Consider the following 23290-nt stretch of genomic DNA (forward strand, 5'->3'; position numbering starts at 1 on the left):
GCCGTATGCGCAAGCTGCTCTCCTCCGACATCTCGCTCGCGCTGATCGTCGTCGTGCTGGTCGCGATGCTGCGGCTGCTGCCGGTCTGGACCGATATCGCGCATCGCGGGTTCGACCTGCTGTCGACGGCCGGGCAGCCGGTGCCCGCGGAACCCGGCATCGTCCTCGTCGCGATCGACGAGCCGAGCTTCTCGGAGATCGGCCTGCAATGGCCCTGGCCGCGCGAGATCCACGCCGATCTTATTAACGCATTGCGCGCGGCGGGCGCGCGCACGATCGGGTTCGACATCGTCTTCGCAGAAGAATCCGATCCCGCCGCCGACGCGGCGCTCGCTGCTGCGGCCGGGCCCGATATCGTCTTTGCCGCCGATGAGTCGCTCACCGAAAGCGATTTCGGGACGATGCTCGTCCGCACCGAGCCCTTTCCCGCACTGATCGAGGCGGGCGCGATCAGCGGCATTGTCAGCATCTCGCTGGGCGGCGACGGCGTCGCACGCACCGTGCCGGCCTACGAAGACGGTTTCGCGTTACAGCTGCTCGAGGCCAGCGGCGGGGAACCGGTGCGGAATGCCGGCGGCGATCTGATCCAGTATTTCGGCCCGGCCGGCACCTATCCCCGCATCTCCTACTATCAGGCACTCGATCCCGAGCGTTTCCTGCCGCCGGACATGTTGCGCGATGCCGTCGTGATCGTCGGCTACAATCTCCAGGCCTCGCCCGAGGTGGGCGAAACCGGCGTCGATGTCTTCGAATCGCCCTATACGCTGACCACGCGGCGGCTGATGCCCGGCCCCGAACTGCACGCGACGCTGTTCGACAATCTCCGGCACGGCCTCTCGATCCAGCCGCAGCCCGAATGGCTGGCGTGGATCGCGCTGCTGCTGGGGGTCGCGAGCGGGCTCGCCGCGTCGCGCCCGCAAAGCCCGGTCAGCAAGCTGGTCCTCGCGCTCGGGTTCTTGCTCGTGGCGGTGGGCACGAGCTGGCTGTCGCTCCGGTTCGGCCGGTTCTGGGTCTCGCCGGCCGAGCCGGCATTTGCGGCGGTGCTGACCGTCATGGCAATCGGCGGGCGCGATTTCGCCGCCGAACAGCGGCGGCGGCGCGAGATTCAGGGCGCCTTCTCCCAATATGTCGCGCCGGCCGTCGTCGAACAGCTGATCGCCAAGCCGGAACTGCTCAAGCTGGGCGGCGAGCAGCGCGAACTGACGATCCTCTTTGCCGATATCCGAGGCTTCACCGCCATTTCGGAAGCGATGAAGGACGATCCCGAAGCGCTGGTCCGCCTGATCAACGACGTGCTGACCCCGCTCTCCGATATCGTCATCGCCCATGGCGGAACGATCGACAAATATATGGGCGATTGCATCATGGCCTTCTGGAATGCGCCGCTCGACGATCCCGACCATGCGATGCACGCGCTCGCGGCGAGCATGGCGATGCGCGCGGCGATGCCCGGCATCAATGCCGCGCTCGCCGGGCGCATGCCGCGGCGGAACGGCGAACCGATGGCGATCCGGATCGGCATCGGCCTCAACACGGGGCGGTGCGTCGTCGGCAATATGGGATCGGACCAGCGGTTCGACTATTCGGCGCTCGGCGATGCGGTCAACACGGCGTCCCGGCTCGAAGCCAAGTGCAAGGATTACGGGGTCGGCATCGTGATCGGCCAGGCGACCGCGAATCTCGTTGGCGATGCCGTGTCGCTCGCCGAAATCGATCGCATCGCGGTGCGCGGCAAGGTCGAGGCGATTTCGGTATTCACGGTCGAGGATGCGATCCAGGCCGTGCCCGGTCAGTGACCGTCCGGTCCGGACTCCGGGACCACGTCGCGCAGATCATGTTCGATCCGCTGCCGGTCGAGCTCGGCGCATGGCGCGCCATATTTTGCGCGGCACTGGCTTTCGCGCCAGGCTTCGCCGTCGCTTTGCCAGTTCATCGTCGAGCAGGCGGCGCAGACCATGGCCACTCCGCCGGCGAGCGCCAACATCCTAACTCTCTTCATCGCGGACAAACTCCAATATATCGCCGGGCTGGCAGTCGAGCGCATCGCAGATCTTGACCAGCGTATCGAACCGCACGCCGCGCACCTTGTTGGTCTTGATCATCGACAGCGCCTGTTCGGTCAGCCCGATCGTGGCGGCCAGCTCCTTGAGGCGCATCTTGCGCCGGGCCAGCATCACATCGAGGTTGATGACGATCCGCATCCGCCCGGGGCCGCTACAGGAAACGCTCATTTTCATCGGCCGCCCGCTGTCCCGCGGCGAACACATGCGCGACGAAAACGAACAGCAGACCGATGAACAGTGCGCCCAGCTCGGGAGTCCCGAACTGGATCGAGAGCCGGCCGTCCATGTCCGGACTGCCGATCGAATAGATCAGGATATGCAGCGTCCGCTGCAGCGCACCGACGAACACCATCGCCAGCGCGATCCAGGCGAACCGCCGGAAACCGCGCACCGCCTCCCACGACAGGGGACGGTCCTTGGCCGCTTCCAGAAAGGTGCGTCGGAGCGCCAGCAGGCCATAGGACCAGAGCAGCGCACCGGCGAGCGACACCGCAAGTCCGGCGAGGCGGGCGCCCGGTCCGAGCCGCGACAGATCGAAGCCATGGCCGAGATTGGCCGACGCCGCGGGCGCCAGCGAGTCCCAGAAGACCCAGATCGCGATCGCGATCAGCGGCAGGGCGATGGCGCCGACAAGAGTGGCGAGGGCCAAAAACCTCGCGAAGCGGCGATGGGAAGCGATCTCTGTCATAGCGAATCATGGCTTATAGTCGATAAAATTAAAGTATCACTTTAATTTTACAAAACAAGAATTGAATTCGGTATGGGATGGAAGGCGTGACGGCGGTCGCTTGCGAGCAGGTAGCCGAACTTATTGGCGTCCCGGACCGTCCGACAGAAACCGGCGCGCACGGGCCGGTATCCGGCCGAAATAATCGGGGGCGGGCAGCCGGGGCGGGGCGAACTCCCGGCCGCGGATCCGCGCATATTCGGCGCGGAATTCCGGCATCGGGTGCTCGGCCATCGGAACGTTGGTCGCCACGCCGCCGTGGAACTGATGAAACGAACCCTCGCCCAGGATCACGATCGGCTGGATTCCGGGCGCGGCGAGGATCCGGTGCAGGAAGTCCTGGTTGACGAGGCCGCCGCCCGGGGACTGGAAGCGTTCGTCGAAACCGCCAAGGCGCCGGTAGCTGTCGCGGCGCATCGCGAACCAGCTGCATTCGCTCGGCATGCCGCCGCGAAAGCCGCAGCGCGAGGACGGGGCCAGTGTGGCGATGTCGAAGAGCGCATAGCCGGCCCCGCGCCAGTCGATCGACGCGAGCAGGGCGTCCTCGGTATCCTGGTCGTAGCCGTCGAGCATCGAAACGTTTTGGACGTCGGGACCCAGATGCCAGGCCAGCGTCAGGGCGAAAGGGTCGGGCCGGGTGGCGGCCGCCCCGATGGTCGCGGCGACGAGACCGGGGGACACCATGCGCGCGCCGTCGACGATCACCGCGACCAGTTCGCCCCGCGCCGTATCGATCCCGCGGTTTACCGCTGCGGCGGGCGAGGGCGAACCGGTTTCGAAAAGGATATGGCGGAAATTGCGGCCGAAGCCGGTGACGAAACCGGCATCGAGCGGTTTGCGCGATCCGTTGTCGATCGCGATCACCTCATAGTCGTCCGGGCCGACATTGCGCTGATATGCCGGCGAGAGCGTGAACAGGGTCCGTTCGGCTTCGCGGCGCATTTCGTGGAATATCACGACGATCGAGAGCGCGGGTTTCTGCATCACGCGATGCCCTAAGAAACTCCGTCGCATCTGTGAAGCACGGCTGCGTCGCCGGCAGCGGGTTCAGTCGCTCAGCGCGTTGGCGAGCAGATGTTTCGACCGGTTGCCCAGCGATCCGCCGATCAGGAAGGTAACCCACGTCTCGACGGTCGGGCTGTCGGACGTGTCGAATTCCTCGCGCAGGATCCGGTGCCAGTCTCGCAACAACAGCCGATAGATCGAGGTGGCCAGGGTTGGCCGGCGTTGGGATGGCGGCAAATGGCTGGCGTTGAACGCGGCGATCCGGATGCCGTCGATCAGCCGCTCGAGATTGCCCATGCTGTTGGTGGTCGAGGACTGGTGTTCGCGATGGCTGCACAATATTTCGGGATCGTACCAAATCTCACCAAGCGCGGACAGCCGCGCCCACATCTCCCAGTCGAACGCGAAGGTCGACGCCGGCAGAAAACCGCCGATCCGTTCATAGGCGCTCCGGCGGACAATGATCGCCGGAAACAATATCTGCTGGCGGGCGGCGATCTTTCTCGTAAAATTGTCGACAACTCCCGGATCCTGTTGGAGTATGGGCTGGTCGCCGCGGTGTCGGCCGTCCGCGTCGACCGTCCTTGCCCGGCAAAAGGCGGCGACGAGCCGTTCCTTGACCATCAGCGGCGGCAGCAGCTTTCGATAAAATCCTTCGCCGACGAAATCGTCCTGATGCAGGACATGAATGAATTCCCCGCGGGCCAGGTTGAGGCAGCGATTGTGGTTGTCGACGATACCCAGATTGCTCTTGTTCGCGATGAAGCGGACCTGCGGCGAAAATTCCTCGGCAACTGTTTTCGCCCGGTCGTCATCCGATGCGTCATCGACAACCATGATCTCGATTTCGCCCGCGTCCAGCTTCTGCGCCACCAGGCTCTCGAGCGATTGTCTGAGCCAGCCCGGGTCCGCGACATTGTGAACGGGGATCATCACGGAAACCAGCGGCCGCCGACGGTTCGCGCCTATGAGCCCGGCCAGTTTCGACCGCCAGGTGTCGTGAGACGGCGATGAGCGAACAGGGGGCGGTGTGCCGATCGCAGCATCCGCCGCCGGGCCAGCGCCGAACCCTTCAATGTCCGAAAACCCGGAGTCGCAGGATTCGCCGGCCAGCTCCTGGGCCCGGTTCCACGACAGGAGTATCGCCAGCTCTTCGACCTGCTCCCGGTCGCGCAGAAAGGTCTCTCCGTCGATCAGATACGTCTCGAGTTCGTCAGCGCCGGCCGCGTCGTTCCCTCCGTTCGCCAATCCGATAGCGCGGCGGCTGAGCTCCACGGCGCGGGATTGCGAATAGGCTGCGCCATGGAGATTGCCGATGCCGAGCTGAAGGTCCGCAAGATCGCAATGATGTTTGGCAACGGCCGGTTCGGCCGCGATACACCGGCGCGTCAACTCGATGGCATCGCGATATTTGCCGCGCCGCGCGAGCAGCGCCTGGTAGGGATGGAGATAATCGGGATCCGTACCCCCCCGGGCGATCGCCTTTTCGAACATTTTTTCGGCGCGATCGAGCTTCCGCGCGGCAACGAGGCTTTTCGCCAATTGTCGCAGCAGCTCGGGATTGTCCGGTGAGGATTTGACTGCGCGTTCGGCAATCTCAACCGCCGCTTCCGGGCGATCGGCCCGGAGCAGCGTTTCGCTGTAGGCTTTCAGATATTCCGCCTTGGCCGGCGCCAGTTCGATCGCCCGGCCAAAGGCGTCGGCTGCCTCTTCAGGACGATCGTCTTCGGCAAGCATCCTCCCGAGGAGCAGATAATCCTCCGCGTGATCCGGTTCGATCGCGAGTAATTGGCGCATCGCGTTCGCCGCATCTTCCGACCGGCCGAATCGGCGGAGAGTTCTCGCCCAGGACCGCAGGTAGCGGGGTTCCTCGCCATACAGCTTCACGGCCCGGGCATAGGCGCGTTCGGCTTCCTCGATCTCCTCATTCTGTTCGAGCAACGAACCCAGGTGATACTGGTGCCGGGCGATGCGCGGATCGATCTCGACCGCCTTGCGGGCCGCTGCGATCGCGTCCTCCAAAGCGCCGTCTTCCGCATTCTCGCGGCTTTGCTGGATCCAGAAGAGCGGAATCTTGTCGCGATAGATCGATGCGCCTTCGTCCGGACTTCGGTTAAGCCAGGTTTTCGCCCAGACGGCGCGGAGTTCGTCGAACTCGTCCGACACGGCGTCGAGCCCCCGTTCGGTATCCTTGAACAGCGCGTAGAGCTTTCTGACCGGCGCCCAGACCCGCTTCGATCGAAAGAAATCCCCGTCCGACACCTCTTCATGCCGATGCCGGGGGCTCAGAAAGCCGTCGATCGCCTCGGCTACATCGTCGGCAATTCCGTCCGGACCGACGATGTCCGTCATGCCGGGGCCGTGCAGGACGGACCTCCAGTCGGCGAGCAAATCCCCAAAATGAACCAGCGTCCGGGGGCGGTCGCGCGTATGATACTCGGCTTCCGTCATATAGCTTTGCCAGAGCAGGATCGCATGGTTTCGTTGCATGGCGTCGCGTTTCCGCAACGAGCCGGCGACCTCCAGCGGATTGCGGCAGGCGACGACAAAGTGCGGGCGATAGCCGCGCTTCTCGAACACCGTGCGCCATAGCGGCAGCAGCCGTGAAAAACGGGGGTCCTTGATGACGATGCGGTCGGCGTCGCCGAACTGGTCTCCGACCAGATCTGCGGCCTCGTCGACAACAGCCTCCAACTCGGCCCGGTCCCGCCAGCCTTCGGGCAGCGGTTTCGGATCGGCCCAGACCCGGTCGAGCATGCCCATCAGCCGATTGTTGAGACTGACGATCGGGGAAGATTCCCAATGGCCGAGCCGATTCGCTTCGGAGGGCCGCATCATGGTCCTGGCCTTGGTCCAGCCCGCGAGATCGATCACGCGCGCCAGTGCCGACGTGCCCGAACGGTGCATCCCCAATATTATAACGGCCTTCCGTTCGATAACCCGCGGCTCCTGTCTCGACGAAGCCGCGCATTGCTACCGCCGAATCGGCAGTACCACGGTCTTCACTTTATCCCGCACGGAAGATGTCGACCTATATCACCGAAAATCGCAAACGGAAATCAGGCCGGATCGGCCGAACGGCGTGTCCCGGAAGATGGTGAGTCGAGCCATCGGGCCAGCCGGACCAGCAGAATGATCAGCGGTGGCACGAGGATCGCCGACAGGGCCACCTTCGCCAGCATCTGGCCGAGGAGCAGCGAGCCGATCGGAAATTCGCCGTAAAAGGCGAGCGTAATGAAGATGAGCGTGTCGACGGACTGGCTCAGCGCCGAGGCGATCGCGCCGCGCGCCATCATGCCGACGCTGCCGTCGCCCGTGGCGCCGCGCAGCGCGGAGAAAATCCAGACATTGAGGAGCAGCGACACGCCATAGGCGACGGGCCCGGCCGCCATGATCCGCGGCGTTTGCGACAATACCCGCTCGAACGCGGAGAGGTTTTCCGGCGGCATTTCGGCCGAAGCCGGCAGCGACAGGACCAGGAAGATCAGGAGGATCGACAGGGCCAGCGGGAAAAAGCCGAACAGCACCAGCCTGTCCGCCGTCCTGCGGCCATGGACCTGCGCCACGGCGCTCGACAGCACGACCAGCATGAGAAAGGCGAAGATCCCCGATTCGACGGCGAGCGGTCCGAGCGCGACCTGTTTGAAGGCCAGCACGCCGGCGATGCAGGTCATCCCGCCATAAAGGATTGAAAAAATGAAGAGCGAGCGCGATAGCGGCGCCGGGGTCGATGCAGTTGCCATCGGCGTCCCCTATCCTGTTCGCCGTCCCAACAAAAGAGGGCCGGGAAAAGAGCGACCCAATCGGCCGAGACAAATGCAATGGTCCGGCAACCGGCGATGCGGCCGTCCGGATGATCGCTCCGGCCAATACCACCGAACGCGCGCGAGAGGCGTTACGCATCCGATCGATGCCCGTCTCCGAAACGGCTTATCAAGGCGCCCGAATCGTGCCACGCTAAGCGGATGAGTTTGCGCTCCCTTTTGCTGCTGCTATGCCTGATGCTGTGCCTCGTTGCGGCACCCGCCGCCGCTCAGGACCTGCTGACCGGCGAGGCGGAGCCGAGCCCCGAACCGCCCGAACAGGCTATCGAACTGTCCAGCGAGGGTCCGGCCGACGGCGAAATCGCCGACCGGATCGCGGACATTTTCGGCCAGATCGACGCGCTTTCCGAGGTCTCGGTCGAATCCAGGGCGGGGGTCGTTACGCTGGCCGGACCGGTCCCGACCGCCGACGACATAGCGCGGGCCGAAGCGATCGCGTCGCGCGTGACGGGTGTGGTCACGGTCGAAAATGAAATCGAGCGCAATCTCGATGTCGAGACCAATGTCGCGCCGACACTGGTCGCGTTCCAGGAAAATCTGCGCGGCTTCGCCAATGCGCTGCCGCTCGTCGCGGTCGCCTTCGGCATCGCCATCCTGATCGGCCTGCTCGGCTATTGGATCGCGGCGCGCAAGCGGCTCTGGCAGTGGATCGCGCCCAATGTCTTCATGGCCGAGCTCGTCGCGACCTCGATCCGGTTCCTGTCGATCGTCATCGCCATGCTCGTCCTGATGCAGATCCTCGGGGCTACCGCGCTCCTGGGCGCGGTGCTCGGCGGCGCCGGCGTGATCGGGCTGGCGATCGGCTTCGCCGTCCGCGATACCGTCGACAATTATGTATCAAGCCTGATGCTCAGCCTGAGACAGCCCTTTCGCGCGAACGACCATATCGTCGTCGATTCCCACGAGGGGCGCGTCGTGCGGCTCACCTCGCGGGCGACGATCCTGATGACGCTCGACGGCAACCATCTGAGGGTGCCCAATTCGGTCGTCTTCAAATCGGTGATCCTCAACTATACGCGCAACCCGGAACGGCGCTTCGCGTTCGAGCTCGGCATCGATGCCGAAGACGACGCGGCGGACGGGATCGCCGTCGGGCTTGCCGCGCTCAACGACCTTCCGTTCGTCCTCTCCACGCCCGAAGCGAGTGGAGTCATCCATGATGTCGGCGATTCGAATATCGTGCTGACCTTTCACGGCTGGCTCGATCAGACAGACACCGATTTCCACAAGGGCCGCAGCAAGGCGATTCAGGCGGCCAAGGCGGCGCTGGAGGAACAGGGCTTCGCGCTGCCCGAACCGATCTACCGGCTGCGTTTCGACGACATGGCGCCGCTGCCGATCAAACGGGCGCTGTCCGGTGAAAGCGGCCGGCAGCCGCAGCCGGCCAAGGCGCCGCCGCCCGATACCGCCGAAGATCAGGACACCGCGCCCGACACGCATATCGAACGGCTGGTGGCGGAAGAAAGGGCCGAAACCGCCGACAAGGATCTGTTGGACGACAGTCGGCCGATCGAATAGAATTCGGCTAAGGTCGGACGATGCGGTTCATCCTGCGATAAAGGATTGAAAAAATGAACGGCGAGCGCGATAGCGGCGCTCGGACTGGCGCGGTGGCCATCGCGGTCCTCCATCCCGTTTCCGCCCCAGCAAAGAGGGTTTCATTTGCACGATACGGATTATGATGTCCTGGCGATCGGCGATGCGGTCGTCGACGTGATCGCGCCCACCGACGACGCGCTGCTCGCCGAAGAAGGGTTGCGCAAGGGGTCGATGCGCGTGCTCGACCGTGACGGGGCCGAACGGCTCTACGAGCGGATGGGGCCGGCGCAGGAAATGAGCGGCGGTTCGGCGGCGAACAGCATGGCCGGGATCGCGGCGCTTGGCGGCCGCGCGGCCTTTGTCGGCCAGATCGGCTCGGATCAGCTCGGTACGATCTTCGCGCACGATATCCGCGCTCAGGGCGTCGCCTTCGATACCCCCGCGCTCGACGGCGACGTCACGACCGGCCGCTGCCTGATCCTCGTGACGCCCGATGCCCAGCGCACGATGAACACCTATCGCGGCGCGTCCGAACATCTGTCGGTCGACGCGATCGATCCGGCGCAGGTCGCAAAAGCCGCGATCCTCTATCTCGAAGCCTATCTCTGGGATCACGACGCACCGCGCGTGGCGATGAAAAAGGCCGCGGACATGGCGCATGACGCGAGCCGCCCCGTGGCGTTCACCCTGTCCGACATCGCGTGCATCGGCCGCCACCGCCCCGATTTCGTCGAACTGGTGGGAAGCGGACGGATCGACATACTGTTCGGCAACGAGGACGAAGCCCGCGCGCTGGCGCGGCACGACGATCTCGACGATGCGATCGCCGCGCTCGCCGGCCATGTCGATCTGTGCGTGATTACGCGCGGCGCCGACGGCGCGATAGCGGTTGGCCGCGGCGAACGGGTCGCGGTTCCGGCGGTTCCGCCGCGCGCACTGGTCGATACGACGGGCGCGGGCGACCTGTTCGCCGCGGGCTTTCTCGCCGGCCATGCCTGGGGCCGGCCGCTCGAAGCCAGCCTCGCGCTCGGCGCGGCCGCCGCGGCCGAGGTCATCGCCGATTATGGCGCGCGCCCGCTCGGCCAGCTCCGGCATCTCGCCGCCGATTGACCGTTTACAAGTCGCGCACCGGCCTTCATGCGGGGGCGCTGATGGATCGTCCGGGGGCGAAAGAATGCGAAGACTGGCCGTGTATTGCGGTTCGAATGCAGGCGTGGAACCGCGATTTGCGGAGGCGGCGAAGGCGCTGGGCAGGGAAATGGCCGCGCGCGATATCGGCCTTGTCTATGGCGGCGGACGTCTCGGCCTGATGGGCATGGTCGCCGATGCCGTGCTCGAGGCGCATGGCGAGGCGCATGGCGTGATCCCCGAGGCGCTCGTCGATCTCGAGGTCGCGCATCAGGGCCTGACCGAACTGCATATTGTCACCTCCATGCACGAACGCAAAGCGAAGATGACCGATCTGTGCGACGGTTTCGTGGCGCTGCCAGGCGGTATCGGCACCCTGGACGAACTGTTCGAGGCCTGGTCCTGGAACGCGCTCGGCTATCACGCCAAGCCCTTCCTCCTGCTCAACGTCGCCGGTTTCTGGAACTCGCTGATCGGTTTTGTCGACCATGCCATGGCCAATGGCTTCATCTCGCCCGCCCGGCGGGAGCAACTGCTCGTCGCGACCGATATCGGCGATGCGATCGACCAGCTCGCCAATGCCGCAAACGGCGCCAAACAGGGGATGACCTGGTAGTATGGACGGTCCCGATATCCTGATGAGCTTCGCCGGGATCGCGGTCATCCTGCTGCTCGCGGTCTTGCTTTCCTCCAACCGGCGGGCGATCCGGTTGCGGGTCGTTCTCGCGGCGTTCGGTCTGCAGGCGGGTATCGCGGTTTTGGTTCTTTACAGCGATTGGGGACGCGCCGCGATCGGCGGGATGGCGCGCGGTGTGTCCAATCTTCTCGGCTATGCGCAGGAGGGGACGACCTTCATCTTCGGCCCAATGGCGAACCCGGAGATCGGCGGGACCAGCTTTGCGATCGCCGCACTGCCGGTCATCATCTTTTTCGCCTCGCTCGTGTCGATCCTTTATTATCTGGGCGTGATGCAGTTTGTCATCAAATGGGTCGGCGGCGCGATCCAGAAGGTGACGGGCATCACCAAGGTCGAGTCGCTTTGCGCGGCGGCCAACATCTTCGTCGGCCAGTCGGAATCGCCGCTGGTTATCCGGCCCTATCTGGCAAACCTTACACCCTCTCAGCTGTTCACGGTGATGAGCGTCGGCATGGCCGGTGTCGCGGGGACGATCCTTGCTGCCTATGCCGCAATGGGCATCCAGATCGATTATCTGCTCGCCGCCGCCTTCATGTCCGCGCCGGGCGGCATCCTGATGGCGAAGATCATCATGCCGGATAGGCCTGAAGATCTCGAAACCGAACCGACCGTGCCCGTCGACGTGGAATATGAGGAGGAAAAGCCGGTCAACGTTATCATGGCTGCGTCCATGGGGGCGCAGACAGGCGTCCGCATCGCGGTGATGGTCGGCGCGATGGTGCTGTCCTTCGTTGCGCTGGTCGCACTGGCCAACGGGCTGCTGGGCGGCATCGGTGGGTGGTTCGGCTATTCGGAGCTCAGCTTCCAGCAGCTTGTCGGCTACGTCTTCGCGCCGATCATGTATCTGATCGGCGTGCCGTGGGACGAGGCCCTGGCGGCCGGCGGCCTGTTCGGCACCAAGGTTGTGCTCAACGAATTCGTCGCCTTCATCGCGCTCGGTGCCGGCGAAGGCGGTTTGTCGGAGCGCAGCGTCGCGATCGTCACCTTTGCGCTGTGCGGTTTCGCCAATCTGCTGTCGATCGCGATCCAGATGGCGGTGACCGGCGGCCTCGCGCCCAACCAGCGGCCCGTCATCGCGAGGCTCGGCCTCAAGGCGCTGGCCGCGGGGTCGCTCGCCAACCTGATGAGCGCGGCGCTTGCAGGGCTCTTGCTTAGCTGACACAGGCTGTGTCATCCCGACTCTATCAGCCGCTTTTCAGGATCGCATCGTGCCCGACAAAATTGCCTCCGTGTCCCTCCGCCATGCGGACAGTGACCCGGCCGGATTCGCCGAGGAGATCGGCAGTTCGTTCGAGACCTACGGTTTCGCGATCGTCGCCGATCACGGCGTGACCGCGGAGCTGATCGAGCAAGCCTGGGCCAAGACGTCGGAATTCTTCGCCCTGCCCGAGGCCGTGAAGCGCAAATATTATATCGAGGGCGGCGGCGGTGCGCGCGGTTACACGCCGTTCGGGACCGAGGTCGCCAAGGATGCGACCGAGCACGACCTTAAGGAGTTCTGGCATGTCGGCCGCTCGCTGCCCGAGGGGCATCGCTTCGCCGATCTGATGGCGCCCAATATCTGGCCGGACGAAATCGAAGGGTTCCGCGAAACCTTCACGACGTTGTACGGCGCGCTGGAAAGTTCGGGGCTGCGCATCCTCACCGCGATCGCGACCTATCTCGGCCTGTCGCCCGATTTCTTCGACGATACGGTCGAGGACGGTAACTCGGTCATGCGCCTGATTCACTATCCGCCGGTGCCCGATGACGCGCCGGGCGTGCGCGCGGCGGCGCATGAGGATATCAACACGATCACGCTGCTTCTGGGCGCGGAAGAGGCGGGGCTCGAACTGCTCGATGCGAACGGCGACTGGCTGCCGGTGAAGCCGGGCGAAGGGGAACTCGCCGTCAATATCGGCGACATGCTCCAGCGGCTGACCAACCATGTCCTGCCATCGACCACCCACCGGGTCGTCAATCCGCCGCCCGAGCGGCGCGGCCAGTCGCGCTATTCGATGCCCTTCTTCCTCCATTTCCGGCCCGACTATCTGATCGAGACCCTGCCGAGCTGCATCTCGGAGGATCGCCCGAACCGGTATCCCGAACCGATATCGGCGCATGACTATCTGCTGGAGCGGCTCCGCGAGATCAATCTGGTCTAGCCTCCAGGCCTAGCGCTCGGCATCGTCCAAATTGTCCGGGCCGAAACTGGCGGGCAGCAATTCGGAAATCGTCTGCACGCTTGCGTCCGTTCCATCGCCCGAGGCGGAGATCACCTCGATATCGACGCCCGACAGGTCGCGCGCTTCGGCGATCGACTGGCGGCATCCGCCGCACGGCGTCACCGTCTGCGCGCCCGTCAGCGTGCCGTCTTCGCCGATATGGCCGCCCGCCACCGCGATGCGCCGGATCCTGTCGAGCCCGAACGCCTGTTGCGCGGCCGTCAGGGCCGATATCTCCGCGCAGACGCCGAGCCGGTAGCAGGCATTTTCCATGTTGCTGCCGGTCGCGACCGTGCCGTCCTCGGTTTCGACGGCGCACCCGACCGAAAAGCCCGAATAGGGCGCATGGGCCCGGATCGCCGCGTCGCGCGCCAGCGCGACCAGCTCCGCCTGTGTGTGTCGCTTTCCGCTCATGCCGCACCCTTAGACGAAGCGGCTTGCTTCACCAATATGCCGCCGCTCGAGACTGGCTCAGCGCAGGGTCTCGCCGGGCGTGAAGGCCGGATCCTTTGGGCTGATCTCGGTCGCGACCCGCCATTCCTCGCACAGCGTGCGTTTGTAGAGCGCACCGTCCCGGAACCAGTGCCAGGTCCGCGAGCGCCGGTCGCCGGTCTCGCCCATGACGATGATCTCGACGAAATACGCGCCCGGTTCGTCCCGGCGGGTGAGGTTGAGGAGCAGGACATCGTCGTCCGTCTCCCAGGCATAGCCGTGAAAGGTCGGCATGTCCCACCAGAGCTTCCCGTCGCGGTAGACGCCGGGCAGCCGCGCGCGATATTCGCGGCCGTCGTCCCAGGTGAAGAGGTTGTGCTGGATATAGGCGGCCTCGCCGGTGCGCGGGAACTCGCAGACGATCCGGGCTTCATGGCGGTCCAGCTCCGCGCCTTCGGCATCGATATGGCGGTACGCGCCCTCCCATACGCCCTCATGTTCGAGCATGGCCGGCATCAGCCCGTCCAGTATCCGATCCCCGGCTTCCGGCATTCGGCTATCTCCGCGCAGCTATTGATCGTCATCGGGTATCACAGCCGAATTGAATGTCTCCAACAACCAATGGTATAGGCGTGCCAGCCGGGAGAGAGATATGGGCGACAGCCGTCTGCGTACGCGGTTCATCAAACCGTCGATGGATCCGAAAAAACTCCAGCATTTCCTGGCGGTCTACGATCTGCGCCATTTCGGCCGCGCGGCGACCGGCAATGGCGTGACGCAGCAGGCGATTTCGAAGAGCGTCAAGAAGCTGGAGGAGCAGCTCGGCGTCGAGCTGTTCGAGCGTGGCCCCTATGGCCCCGCGCCGACGATCTTCGCCCATTCGCTGGCCCGCCGGGCCAAGGTAATCCTGTCCGAAGCGCGGCTCGCCGCGGCCGAACTGAGCGCGCTGCGCGGCGCCGAGGAGGGCTATGTCCGCGCCGGTTTCGGCTGGTCTTTTGTGTCGCGGATCGCGCCCCAGACGGTCTTGCGGTACCGTCGCCGCCGCCCGAACATCAAGGTCAGCCTGTCGACGGGCGCTTCGGACAAATTGTTCGACCGGCTGTTGAACGGGGAGGTGGAATTCGTTGCCAGCTGCCCGCTTCCGGATTTTACCGTCGATCCGCTGCTGGAGGCCGAGACGCTGTTCGGCGATGTCGACGTCATCGTGATGCGGCACGATCATCCGCTTGCGCACAGGCCGGACGTCACGCTGGCCGACCTCTCCGAGCAGACCTGGGCGACGTCGGGTACGTTGGGCGAGCGCTGGCGGAAGATCTGCGCGACCTTCCTCGCCGCGGGCGTCGAACCGCCGGTCAATACGATAGACATGGACTCGGTGGGTATCGCCAAGGCGATGATCGCGCAGAGCGATTGTATCGCCCTGCTCTCGACCGAGCTGGTGATCAACGAAACCATGGCCGGCCAGTTCCATACGCTGCGCCGGACGGAGTTCCCCTCGGCGCGCACGGCCATGCTCGTGACGCGGCGGAGTTCCGCCTTGCAGCCCGCCGCGCAGGCGCTGGTTCACGATCTGCTCGAGGTGACCAACGCGCTGCGGCCGGGAACGCCGGAACTCTAGCCTTTCCCCGAACGGTTGTCGGATACGATTGCACGGTTGTTGGCCATGGCGCGCCGATGCGTGGTTTCCTCGACACACTGTTTGTCTAAAGAAAAATTTGTCCGGACAAATCTTGAGCCCGGAATGAAATTGACATAGTCAGGCAGTCGAACGGGTTTTGGGAGAAACGAAATGGTCGCCATCAAGAGGGTCTTTAAACTATCATTATCCGGTGCGGCGATGGGCGCCGCGCTGGTTTCGGCGCCGGCAATGGCGCAGGCCGACGGGGATGCGGCCCAGGTCGATCCGGCCGGTCTCGGCGTCATCGTCGTCACCGCGCAGCGGCGCGAGGAAAACGTCCAGGACATTCCGATCGCGATTTCGTCCTTCTCGCCGGACGAACTCCAGTCGCGCGGCATCGGCAACACGCTCGAGCTGGGCGAGTTCATTCCGAACCTCATCGCGCAGAACAATACGGGTCTCGGCGCGTCGAACGCCTACTTTCTGCGCGGTATCGGCAATACGGAATCGATTGCCACCTTCGACCCCCCGATCGGCACCTATGTCGATCAGGTCTATCTCGCGCGCCAGAACGGCAACAATCTGAGCCTGTTCGATGTCGAGCGCGTCGAGGTGCTGCGCGGTCCGCAGGGCACCCTGTTCGGACGCAACACGACGGGCGGCGCGATCAGCATCGTCCTGCGCGAGCCGGGCGACGAGTTCGGCGGTTTTACCGAGATCGGCTATGGCCGGTTCGACCGTATCCTGGTGCGCGGTTCGATGGACATTCCCGTCGGCGACAATGTCGCGTTCAAGGTCAGCGGCTATTATCAGAATGACGACGGCTACGTCGAAAACATCACGACCGGCGATACGCTGAACGACAATGACGGCTTCGGCGCGCGGATCGCGATGCGGCTTTCGACCGATATCGCCGAATGGAATATCGCCTATGCGCGGATCACCAATGACGGCGAGAATATCCTGAACTTCCCGTGCCGCGCGATCGATCCGGCAACCCCGACCGATTGCGACACGCGGTTCGCCACCACGGGTTCGACCGAGGCGAGCGCCGGTCCGGTGCCCGGCATTTCGGGGCGCAAGGCCAATTACGGCCTCGGCAGCCAATCCGACATGGATCTCATCACGTCGAACCTCGAACTCGAACTGGGGGACGATATCTCGGTCGCCTTCATCACCGGCTATACGAACCTCGTCCAGCAGTTCAATCTGGACTTTTTCGACGGCCGGTTCGGGCCCAGCCCGGCCAATCCGTTCCCGGCGGTGATCGGATCGCCCTTCGGCGGCTTCAACATCTTCAACGATCAGGAAAACACCCAGATCACACAGGAGGTCCGGTTCAACGGATCGCTTGCCGACGGCCTGATCGATTTCGTCGCGGGCGGCTATTATTTCTACGAGGATACGAGCACCGATTTCGCCGACCTGTTCGGCGCGGTGGGCTTTCCCTTCCTGCTCGCCGACCGCGTGATCGACAATGATGCCGAGGCCTTCGCGCTCTACGGACAGGCGGACGTCCATGTCACCGACCAGATCACGCTGACGGCGGGCCTGCGCTGGACCGACGAGGAGAAGAACTTCCAGATCCGCGACAATCGCCCGATCTGCAACGGCGATCAGTCGGCCCCGGGCTGTCTGAGCAATTTCAACCTCGTCGCGACGAACGGCACGCCGATCCCCGACTCCCAGTCGGTCAGCATCTTCACGCCGCGCTTCGCGGTGACCTATGAGCCGAACGACGATCTGCTGTTCTTCGTTTCGGCGACGCGCGGCTTCAAGTCCGGCGGCTGGAATGCGCGCGGCACGGCGGGCTCCGAACTGCTGCCGTTCGGCCCGGAAACGACCTGGAGCTATGAAGCGGGCTTCCGCAGCGAATTCTGGGACAACCGGGCGCGCCTCAACGTGACGGCCTATTATGCCGATACGACGGGACTCCAGACGCCGTCGGCCTTCGTCCGGGGCAACGGGACCATCGCCTTCATCACCCGCAACTTCGCCGATTACGAGAATTACGGCATCGAGGCGGAACTGACGCTGGCTCCGGCTGACGGGCTCAATATCTTTGCGAGCCTTGGCTGGCAGGATGATCAGTACAATATCGATCGCAACGCCGATCCGGTCGACGAGTTCGGCGTGACCTCGGTCGCGGCGCAACAGGCGCAGTGCCAGGCGGCGCTTGCCGCGAACATGGCGTCGGCGGCCTGCGGTGCCGGCATCGTGACCCTGGACGGCCGGATCGCCGAACCCGTTCGGACGCCCGACTGGTCGATCGCCGGCGGCGTCAGCTACGAAGTGCCGATCGGCGACAACTGGACGATCACGCCAGCGGTCAATGCCGCCTATCGCTCATCCTTCGAGACGGGGACGAGCAATGTCACCGTCTACCAGTCGGCGCCGGGCACGTTCAACACGACCGGGAACGGCGATTTTGTGATCGGCTCGTTCAACGACGGCTATTTCGTCGTCAATGCCGGGATCACCCTGGCCGAGGTGGACGACGGACTGCAATTGTCGGTCACCTGCACGAACTGCTTCAGCGAAGATTACAATTCGTCGACCTTGGCGAACACGACCTATTACAACGCGCCGGGCACCTGGCTGGTCAGCGCCCGGTACGACTTCTAGGCGCGACGGCCGGCAGAGGGGGCAGGTCATGAAGGGATGGCGGCTGTGCGGAAGCATCGGGCTGCTGTCCCTTCTCCTTTCCGGTCCCGCCCCTGCGCAGGACGATGCCGGGGCCGATCCGCTGCTCGAACAGAGGCTCGGCAGTTTTCTGGCGGGCGGCTACGAACCGCTCACCACGCCGGTCGGCTGGTACAGCCCGACCGCGCAGGTCGCTGGCGCCGACTATCCCGATATCCGGCAGGTCGCCGAAACCGATGCGCTGGACGCCGATGCGGTTGCGGCGGTCGCCGCGCATGCCGAGCGGATCGGCAGTTCGGCGCTGCTGGTCTCGCATGGCGGCGCGCTCGTCCATGAAAGCTATTGGCGGGACAGCGGGCGCGACACCTATTTCAACCCGCAATCCATGTCGAAGACCGTGCTCGCGCTGCTGGTCGGGATCGCCGTCGACGAAGGCCATATCGGCAGCGTCGACGATCCCGTCGGCCGCTATATCGCCGAATGGGCGGAGGACCCGCGCGGCGCGATCACGATCCGCAACCTGCTGCACATGTCCGGCGGGCTGGAACAGCTCGGCGGCGATTACGGCTATGCCGTGGTGCCCGAAAACCCGGCCGTCGCCCAGCATTTCGGCAGCGATTTCGTCGGGCCGATTTTGGGGCTCGCCCAGGCCGATCCACCCGGCGCGCGCTGGGATTACAACAATAACGAAACCAACCTGCTCGGCGTCCTCATCGCACGCGCGACGGGCCGGCGCTATGCGGACTATCTGTCTGAGAAATTGTGGCGGCCGCTGGGCCTGGCCGATGCGTCCCTGTATCTCGACCGCGAGGGCGGGACACCGATGGTCAGCTGTTGCATCCTGTCGCGGCCGATCGACTGGCTCCGGGTCGGCGAGCTGATCGCCGGCCGCGGAGCGTTCGGGGGCGCGCGGCTCGTTCCCGCCTCCTGGATCGGCGAAATGCTCGCGCCCGCGCCGACGCGGCCCGGCTATGGCTATCAGATTTGGCTCGGCGATCAGCGGATCGGCGGCGAACCCGATGCGCGGCCCGGCCTTGTCCCCTGGCAGAGCGAGCCGTTCGCGGCAGACGACCTGATCTTCCTGCACGGCCATGGCGCCCAGCGCGTCTGGATCATCCCGTCCCGCGATCTGGTGATCGTGCGGGCGGGCCGCAGCTGGCCGACCGAATGGGACGAAGCCGCGATCCCCAATGCCCTGATCCGCGCGCTGGACGACCGGGACGGCGGGCAATGAGCGCGCTGACGCGCCGGAACCTCCTCCGCGCGTCCGCCGCCGCCATGATCGCACCCGCTTTGCTCGGTACCGCGCGCCGGGCTGACGAGACCGCGGACGTGCTCGTGCTCGGCGCGGGGCTGGCCGGTCTCTATACCGCCCTGCAGCTTGCCGAGGCTGGCGCGTCGGTTCTCGTCCTCGAAGCGCGCGACCGCCCGGGCGGGCGGATCCGGACGCTTTTCGATCTGCCGGGTCGGCCCGAAGCCGGCGGTACGCAACTGAGTTCCAACTATCGCCGGTTCGTCGGCCTGGCCGAGCGGTTCGACATCCCGCTGATCGAGGACTCCCCAATGCAACGGGGCGGCGCGCCCGAACTCTATATCGCGCTCCGGGGCGCGACGATCCTGCCCGATCGATGGGCCGGCCATGCGCTGAACCCGTTCGACGGTCCGCTCGCCGGCTTGCCGCCCTGGGCGCTGCCCTTCGCGGCGATGGGCTGCGAAAACCCGCTGCCCAACGTGGCGAGCTGGCGCGATCCGGCCTTCGCCGGATGGGACCGGTCGGTCGCCGACCATCTCGGCTGGACCAGCGACCAGCTGCGTCTCGGTTTCGGGATCAACCCCGGCTATGGCGCATCGGCCTACAGCCAGTCGGCGCTGATGTGGTTCCAGATCCTGAAGGCGATCGCCGAGCCGGACGGGCGTTTGCTGACCGTGGAGAATGGCAATCAGCGCGTCCCCGATGCGATGGCGGAGGCGCTGGGCGACCGGGTGCGCTACGGCGCGGCGGCCCGCAGCATTGCCAGCGGCACCGACGGCGTCGAGGTCCGGACCATGGATGGCGGTCGCTATCGCGCGCGCCATGCCGTGGTCACGCTGCCGACCAGCGCGCTCAGGACGGTTGCTATCGATCCCGCCCCGCCGCGCGTGCAGCAGCGCGGTATTCGCAGCCTGCCCTATAACCGCGTTGTGCGCGCCTATTTCGTGCCCGGGCGGCGCTTCTGGGAAGAGGACGGCCTGCCGCCCTCGATCTGGAGCGACAGCTATGCGGGCCGCGTCTTCGCGTTGCGCGGTGGCGGGGGCAGCGAGATCACGATGATGCAGAGCTTCATCACGGGCCCTGCGGCCGAACGGCTGGACCGGATGCCGCAGGCCGAAGCGATGGGCCTTGTCCAGGCGGAAATCGAGCGCATCCGACCGGCCGCGGCGGGCGCGCTCCGGCCCGCCGGCTATGTCAGCTGGGGTAACGATCCCTATGCGGGCGGCGCTTATGCCTGCTGGGCGCCGGGACAGATTACCGGTTTCGCCGATGCGCTGGCGCGGCCGCACGGCAGGCTCAGCTTTGCCGGCGAACATACCGCCATCCGCGCGCGCGGGATCGAAGGGGCGCTGGAGTCCGCGGATCGCGCGGCACGGGAGGCGTTGGCGGCTTTATAGGGACAAAGGTTCGGTCTTTTTTTGGTCAGACTCGACCTGTCGGTCGAGCGCCGCGCCAGATTCTTGTCTGTCAGATTTTCCGCTAGGGAAATTCTGACAAACAAATCCCGGTGCGGCGACGTTGTGCGAGCGCCGCCTTTTCCATTGGCTCTATGACAGCCGACCCTAGAACCCGGCGCTGACCGCCACGCCGAAATGGCGGCTGCGGCGCAGGGCGCCGACGAAGTTGCGGCGGAAGCTGTTATTCGCATCCGCATAGCGCAGGACCAGCGGTGAGCTGTCTTCGTTCGTCAGGTTGTTGACGTAGAAGTGCACCCGGTAATTGTCGTTCCGGAAGCCGAGCCGGGCATTGACCAGCGTCGTATCGCCATTGTCGATCAGGTTGTGGACCTGCGCGAAGACCCGGCTGCGATGGCTGATATTGGCGCCGGCGAAGAATTCCCAGCCGCTGCTGCCGAGATCTATCCGGTAATCGACATCGGCGAAGATCGTGTGCCGCGAGGTACGCGGAATCTGCCGTCCGTCGATCGAGCCGAAGAGCGACTGGCAACCGGCCTGGTTCGGGAACTGGTCGCCGATCGAGCAATCGACGAGGCCGTTGTCCCGGACATCGTTGAGCACGCCTTCATTCTCGTCGAACCCTTCGGTGAATTCGGGATCGAGCAGGGTGTAGTTGGCCGTGAACGTCCAGTTCGGGCTCGGCCGTACCTGGGCTTCGATCTCGAAACCCATGATCCGGGCATCGCCGGCATTGGTGATCGCCGAAACCGTGTTGTTCGCCGACTGGACATTCTGGGTCAGCTGATAGCCGTCGATCTCGTTCAGGAACGCGGCGAAGTTGAAGGTGAAATCGCCGAACGTGTTCTTCGTGCCGATCTCGTAGGAGATCGCATCCTCCTGGTCGAAGGTGGGCACACCGGCGGCGATCGCGGTGATGCCGTTGAAACCGCCGGGCTTCGTGCCAGTCGCGAACACCGCGTAGAAGAGATTGTCGGGCGTCGCCTGCCAGCTCAGCGTGATACGCGGATCGAAGCTATTATACGTCTCGCGCCCGCTCGACTGGGCGAGGATCGGGCCGCCCTCATTCTGGTCGACCGCCGAGAAGCGAATCCGCTCGGACGCGTATCGGCCTTCGACCGTCAGTTCGAGCGTGTCGGTGATGTCGAACCCGACCGAACCGTAAACGGCGAGGTTGCGGATATCGGTATCCGACGTGTCCCGCGAATTGGGTACGGACGGTCCGAAGAAGGGCGCGATGCTGCCGCAGATCGGATTGGCGGCGCACAGCGCGGCCTGCTGGGCGAAGGCGGCGCCAAAGCTGGCCCCCGCCTGCGCGGCGGCATTGGCCGGCACTTCGCGGACGTCCTGCGTGTTGATGCTCTGGTCGAAATAATAGCCGCCGATCAGGAAACGGAACCGGTCGCCCTCGTAGAGCAGCTTGAGTTCCTGGCTGATGTCATGCGCATCGGTCAGCCCCTGAAAGGTGAAGTCAACCGTCGCGCCGACATAGCCGAACGGGAAGATCGGACCGAACGGCCCGAAACCGATCGGCGCGCCCGCCGGAAAACCGCCCGGTGTGAACACCGCCGTCTGGAAGGCGGCCGGCGAATAATCGGCGTCGATGCTGAACAGCGTATCGCGGTCGTTATAGCCGGTGAGCGATACCAGGGTCAGCTCGTCGGTCAGGTCGAACTCGATTCGCGACGACAGGTTGAGCGTGTCGATAAAGGTGCCGACCGGGCTGCCCGCGGCGAACTGGATGCTCGGATCCGCGGTGATCGGCTGCGGCTGCAACGTGCCGCAGAAATAGCGGCCGCCGCCGCCATAGAGGGCGCCGTTGTCGAAGATGCAGTTGTTCGCTGTCGCGGGGATCGAAAAGAGCGCGGCCTGGCCGTCATCGACCTCCGAATAATAGCCGCGCAGGCGCACGCGCACCGGGCTGCCGACGGGCTCGTAGGCAATGACACCGGAGAAGGCGAGCGACTCTTCCTGGCCGAATGTGACGCCCGTGTTGGGGTTTTCATGCTCGCCGCCGAAATCGTAATAACGCACCTGCGCGCCGGCGGTCAGGCCTTCGGCGAGGCCGCCTTCGATATAGCCGGTGATCTCGTAGCGATCGTCTTCCGAGGCATCGAGGCTCATCCGCCCGCCGAATTCGTCGCTCGGCGAACGGGTGATGATGTTGATCGCACCCGAATAGGTGTTGCGCCCATAGAGCGCCGATTGCGGGCCTTTGACGACTTCGAGCCGTTCGATATCGTCGACATTATAGTCGGAGATCGAACCGGTGATGTAGATGCCGTCGATAAAGGTCGCGACACCGGAATCGCCGAGAATGTTCGCCTGGCCGCGAATGACCGGGCGGTTGGAATCGCGCCCGAATTCATTGTCGAAGGTCAGGCCCGCGGTCGTGTTCGCGATATCGGTCAGATCCTGCAGGTTGAGCTGCTCGATCGTCTCCGCGGTCGCGACGGCCACAGAGACCGGCGCATTCTGCAGCGCTTCCTCGCGCCGGCGCGCCATCACGATGATCGGCTCGTTGCCGCCCGTCTCCGCGCCTTCGCCCGCGACCTGCGCACTGGCGGTGCCCGGCAGCGCAAGTGCCGCGATACCCGCCGTCGTCGCGAGCAATAATCCCTTGTTCCGTGATGTCATAAGTCCCTCCCAAAACTCTTTGTTGAAACAGTCCGTGTCTCCGGTAAATTTGTCCAGACAAATTTTATTTTCGGCGCAGTGAAGTCATAGAGTGTGGCGCAACTGC

Annotated in this window: 19 protein-coding genes; 10 read left to right on the forward strand and 9 right to left on the reverse strand. The window is 64.8% G+C overall.

Features of this window, described 5'->3' with window-relative positions; genetic code table 11:
* Positions 1 to 5: 5 nt before the first annotated feature.
* Positions 6 to 1796, forward strand: coding sequence for a CHASE2 domain-containing protein (locus HFP57_RS14030; RefSeq protein ID WP_176870369.1), 1791 nt, complete (start codon positions 6 to 8; stop codon positions 1794 to 1796).
* Here HFP57_RS14030 and HFP57_RS14035 read toward each other — a convergent pair.
* From HFP57_RS14035 to HFP57_RS14060, 6 genes are all read right to left on the reverse strand, one after another.
* Positions 1790 to 1984 carry a hypothetical protein gene (locus HFP57_RS14035; RefSeq protein ID WP_176870370.1) on the reverse strand — a complete coding sequence of 65 codons (195 nt, stop codon included), beginning with the start codon at positions 1982 to 1984 and terminating at the stop codon, positions 1790 to 1792. The two genes, HFP57_RS14030 and HFP57_RS14035, sit on opposite strands and share 7 nt — an antisense overlap.
* A gap of 1 nt (position 1985) precedes the next feature.
* Positions 1986 to 2231, reverse strand: coding sequence for a helix-turn-helix domain-containing protein (locus HFP57_RS14040; protein ID WP_425500714.1), 246 nt, complete (start codon positions 2229 to 2231; stop codon positions 1986 to 1988).
* Positions 2215 to 2712, reverse strand: coding sequence for a DUF2975 domain-containing protein (locus HFP57_RS14045; protein ID WP_176870371.1), 498 nt, complete (start codon positions 2710 to 2712; stop codon positions 2215 to 2217). The genes HFP57_RS14040 and HFP57_RS14045 overlap by 17 nt, the downstream gene beginning before the upstream one ends.
* A 159-nt stretch (positions 2713 to 2871) precedes the next feature.
* Positions 2872 to 3774, reverse strand: coding sequence for a glycosyltransferase (locus HFP57_RS14050; protein ID WP_176871329.1), 903 nt, complete (start codon positions 3772 to 3774; stop codon positions 2872 to 2874).
* Between the two features lie 63 nt (positions 3775 to 3837).
* A complete protein-coding gene (locus HFP57_RS14055) occupies positions 3838 to 6702 on the reverse strand; it encodes a glycosyltransferase (protein ID WP_176870372.1) in 2865 nt (954 codons plus the stop codon).
* 152 nt (positions 6703 to 6854) lie between these two features.
* Positions 6855 to 7538, reverse strand: a complete 684-nt coding sequence (locus tag HFP57_RS14060) for a queuosine precursor transporter (protein WP_176870373.1) — start codon at positions 7536 to 7538, stop codon at positions 6855 to 6857.
* A 222-nt stretch (positions 7539 to 7760) separates the two neighbouring features.
* Between HFP57_RS14060 and HFP57_RS14065 the strand changes: the two genes are divergently transcribed.
* From HFP57_RS14065 to HFP57_RS14085, 5 genes are all read left to right on the forward strand, one after another.
* Complete coding sequence (locus HFP57_RS14065) at positions 7761 to 9137, forward strand: mechanosensitive ion channel domain-containing protein (protein WP_246263174.1); 1377 nt, start codon at positions 7761 to 7763, stop codon at positions 9135 to 9137.
* 144 nt (positions 9138 to 9281) lie between these two features.
* Positions 9282 to 10268, forward strand: a complete 987-nt coding sequence (locus tag HFP57_RS14070) for an adenosine kinase (protein WP_176870374.1) — start codon at positions 9282 to 9284, stop codon at positions 10266 to 10268.
* Between the two features lie 64 nt (positions 10269 to 10332).
* On the forward strand, positions 10333 to 10902 hold the full coding sequence (locus HFP57_RS14075) for an LOG family protein (RefSeq protein ID WP_176870375.1): 570 nt from the start codon (positions 10333 to 10335) through the stop codon (positions 10900 to 10902).
* Position 10903: 1 nt separating this feature from the next.
* Entirely contained in the window at positions 10904 to 12142 is a 1239-nt protein-coding gene (locus HFP57_RS14080) for a NupC/NupG family nucleoside CNT transporter (RefSeq protein ID WP_176870376.1), read from the forward strand.
* 49 nt (positions 12143 to 12191) lie between these two features.
* Complete coding sequence (locus HFP57_RS14085) at positions 12192 to 13127, forward strand: isopenicillin N synthase family dioxygenase (protein WP_246263175.1); 936 nt, start codon at positions 12192 to 12194, stop codon at positions 13125 to 13127.
* A gap of 9 nt (positions 13128 to 13136) precedes the next feature.
* On the opposite strand, the gene HFP57_RS14090 is transcribed toward HFP57_RS14085, so the two are convergent.
* Positions 13137 to 13601: a cytidine deaminase gene (locus HFP57_RS14090; RefSeq protein ID WP_176870377.1), complete on the reverse strand. Its 465-nt coding sequence runs from the start codon at positions 13599 to 13601 to the stop codon at positions 13137 to 13139.
* Positions 13602 to 13658: 57 nt separating this feature from the next.
* A complete protein-coding gene (locus tag HFP57_RS14095) occupies positions 13659 to 14171 on the reverse strand; it encodes a hypothetical protein (protein ID WP_246263176.1) in 513 nt (170 codons plus the stop codon).
* A gap of 100 nt (positions 14172 to 14271) precedes the next feature.
* Here HFP57_RS14095 and HFP57_RS14100 point away from each other — a divergent pair, with 100 nt between their 5' ends.
* The 4 genes from HFP57_RS14100 to HFP57_RS14115 all read left to right on the forward strand — a co-directional run bounded on the left by HFP57_RS14100 (position 14272) and on the right by HFP57_RS14115 (position 20529).
* Entirely contained in the window at positions 14272 to 15237 is a 966-nt protein-coding gene (locus tag HFP57_RS14100; protein ID WP_176870378.1) for a LysR family transcriptional regulator, read from the forward strand.
* A 171-nt stretch (positions 15238 to 15408) separates the two neighbouring features.
* A complete protein-coding gene (locus tag HFP57_RS14105) occupies positions 15409 to 17862 on the forward strand; it encodes a TonB-dependent receptor (RefSeq protein ID WP_176870379.1) in 2454 nt (817 codons plus the stop codon).
* Between the two features lie 28 nt (positions 17863 to 17890).
* Positions 17891 to 19114 (forward strand): serine hydrolase domain-containing protein, encoded by a 1224-nt coding sequence (locus HFP57_RS14110; RefSeq protein ID WP_176870380.1) that lies wholly within the window; start codon positions 17891 to 17893, stop codon positions 19112 to 19114.
* Positions 19111 to 20529, forward strand: coding sequence for a flavin monoamine oxidase family protein (locus HFP57_RS14115; protein WP_176870381.1), 1419 nt, complete (start codon positions 19111 to 19113; stop codon positions 20527 to 20529). The genes HFP57_RS14110 and HFP57_RS14115 overlap by 4 nt, the downstream gene beginning before the upstream one ends.
* A 165-nt stretch (positions 20530 to 20694) precedes the next feature.
* Here HFP57_RS14115 and HFP57_RS14120 read toward each other — a convergent pair whose 3' ends face one another.
* Complete coding sequence (locus HFP57_RS14120) at positions 20695 to 23184, reverse strand: TonB-dependent receptor (protein WP_176870382.1); 2490 nt, start codon at positions 23182 to 23184, stop codon at positions 20695 to 20697.
* Positions 23185 to 23290 lie beyond the last annotated feature (106 nt).

The organism is Parasphingopyxis algicola (genome assembly GCF_013378075.1).
In the GTDB taxonomy this organism is placed as follows: domain Bacteria; phylum Pseudomonadota; class Alphaproteobacteria; order Sphingomonadales; family Sphingomonadaceae; genus Parasphingopyxis; species Parasphingopyxis algicola.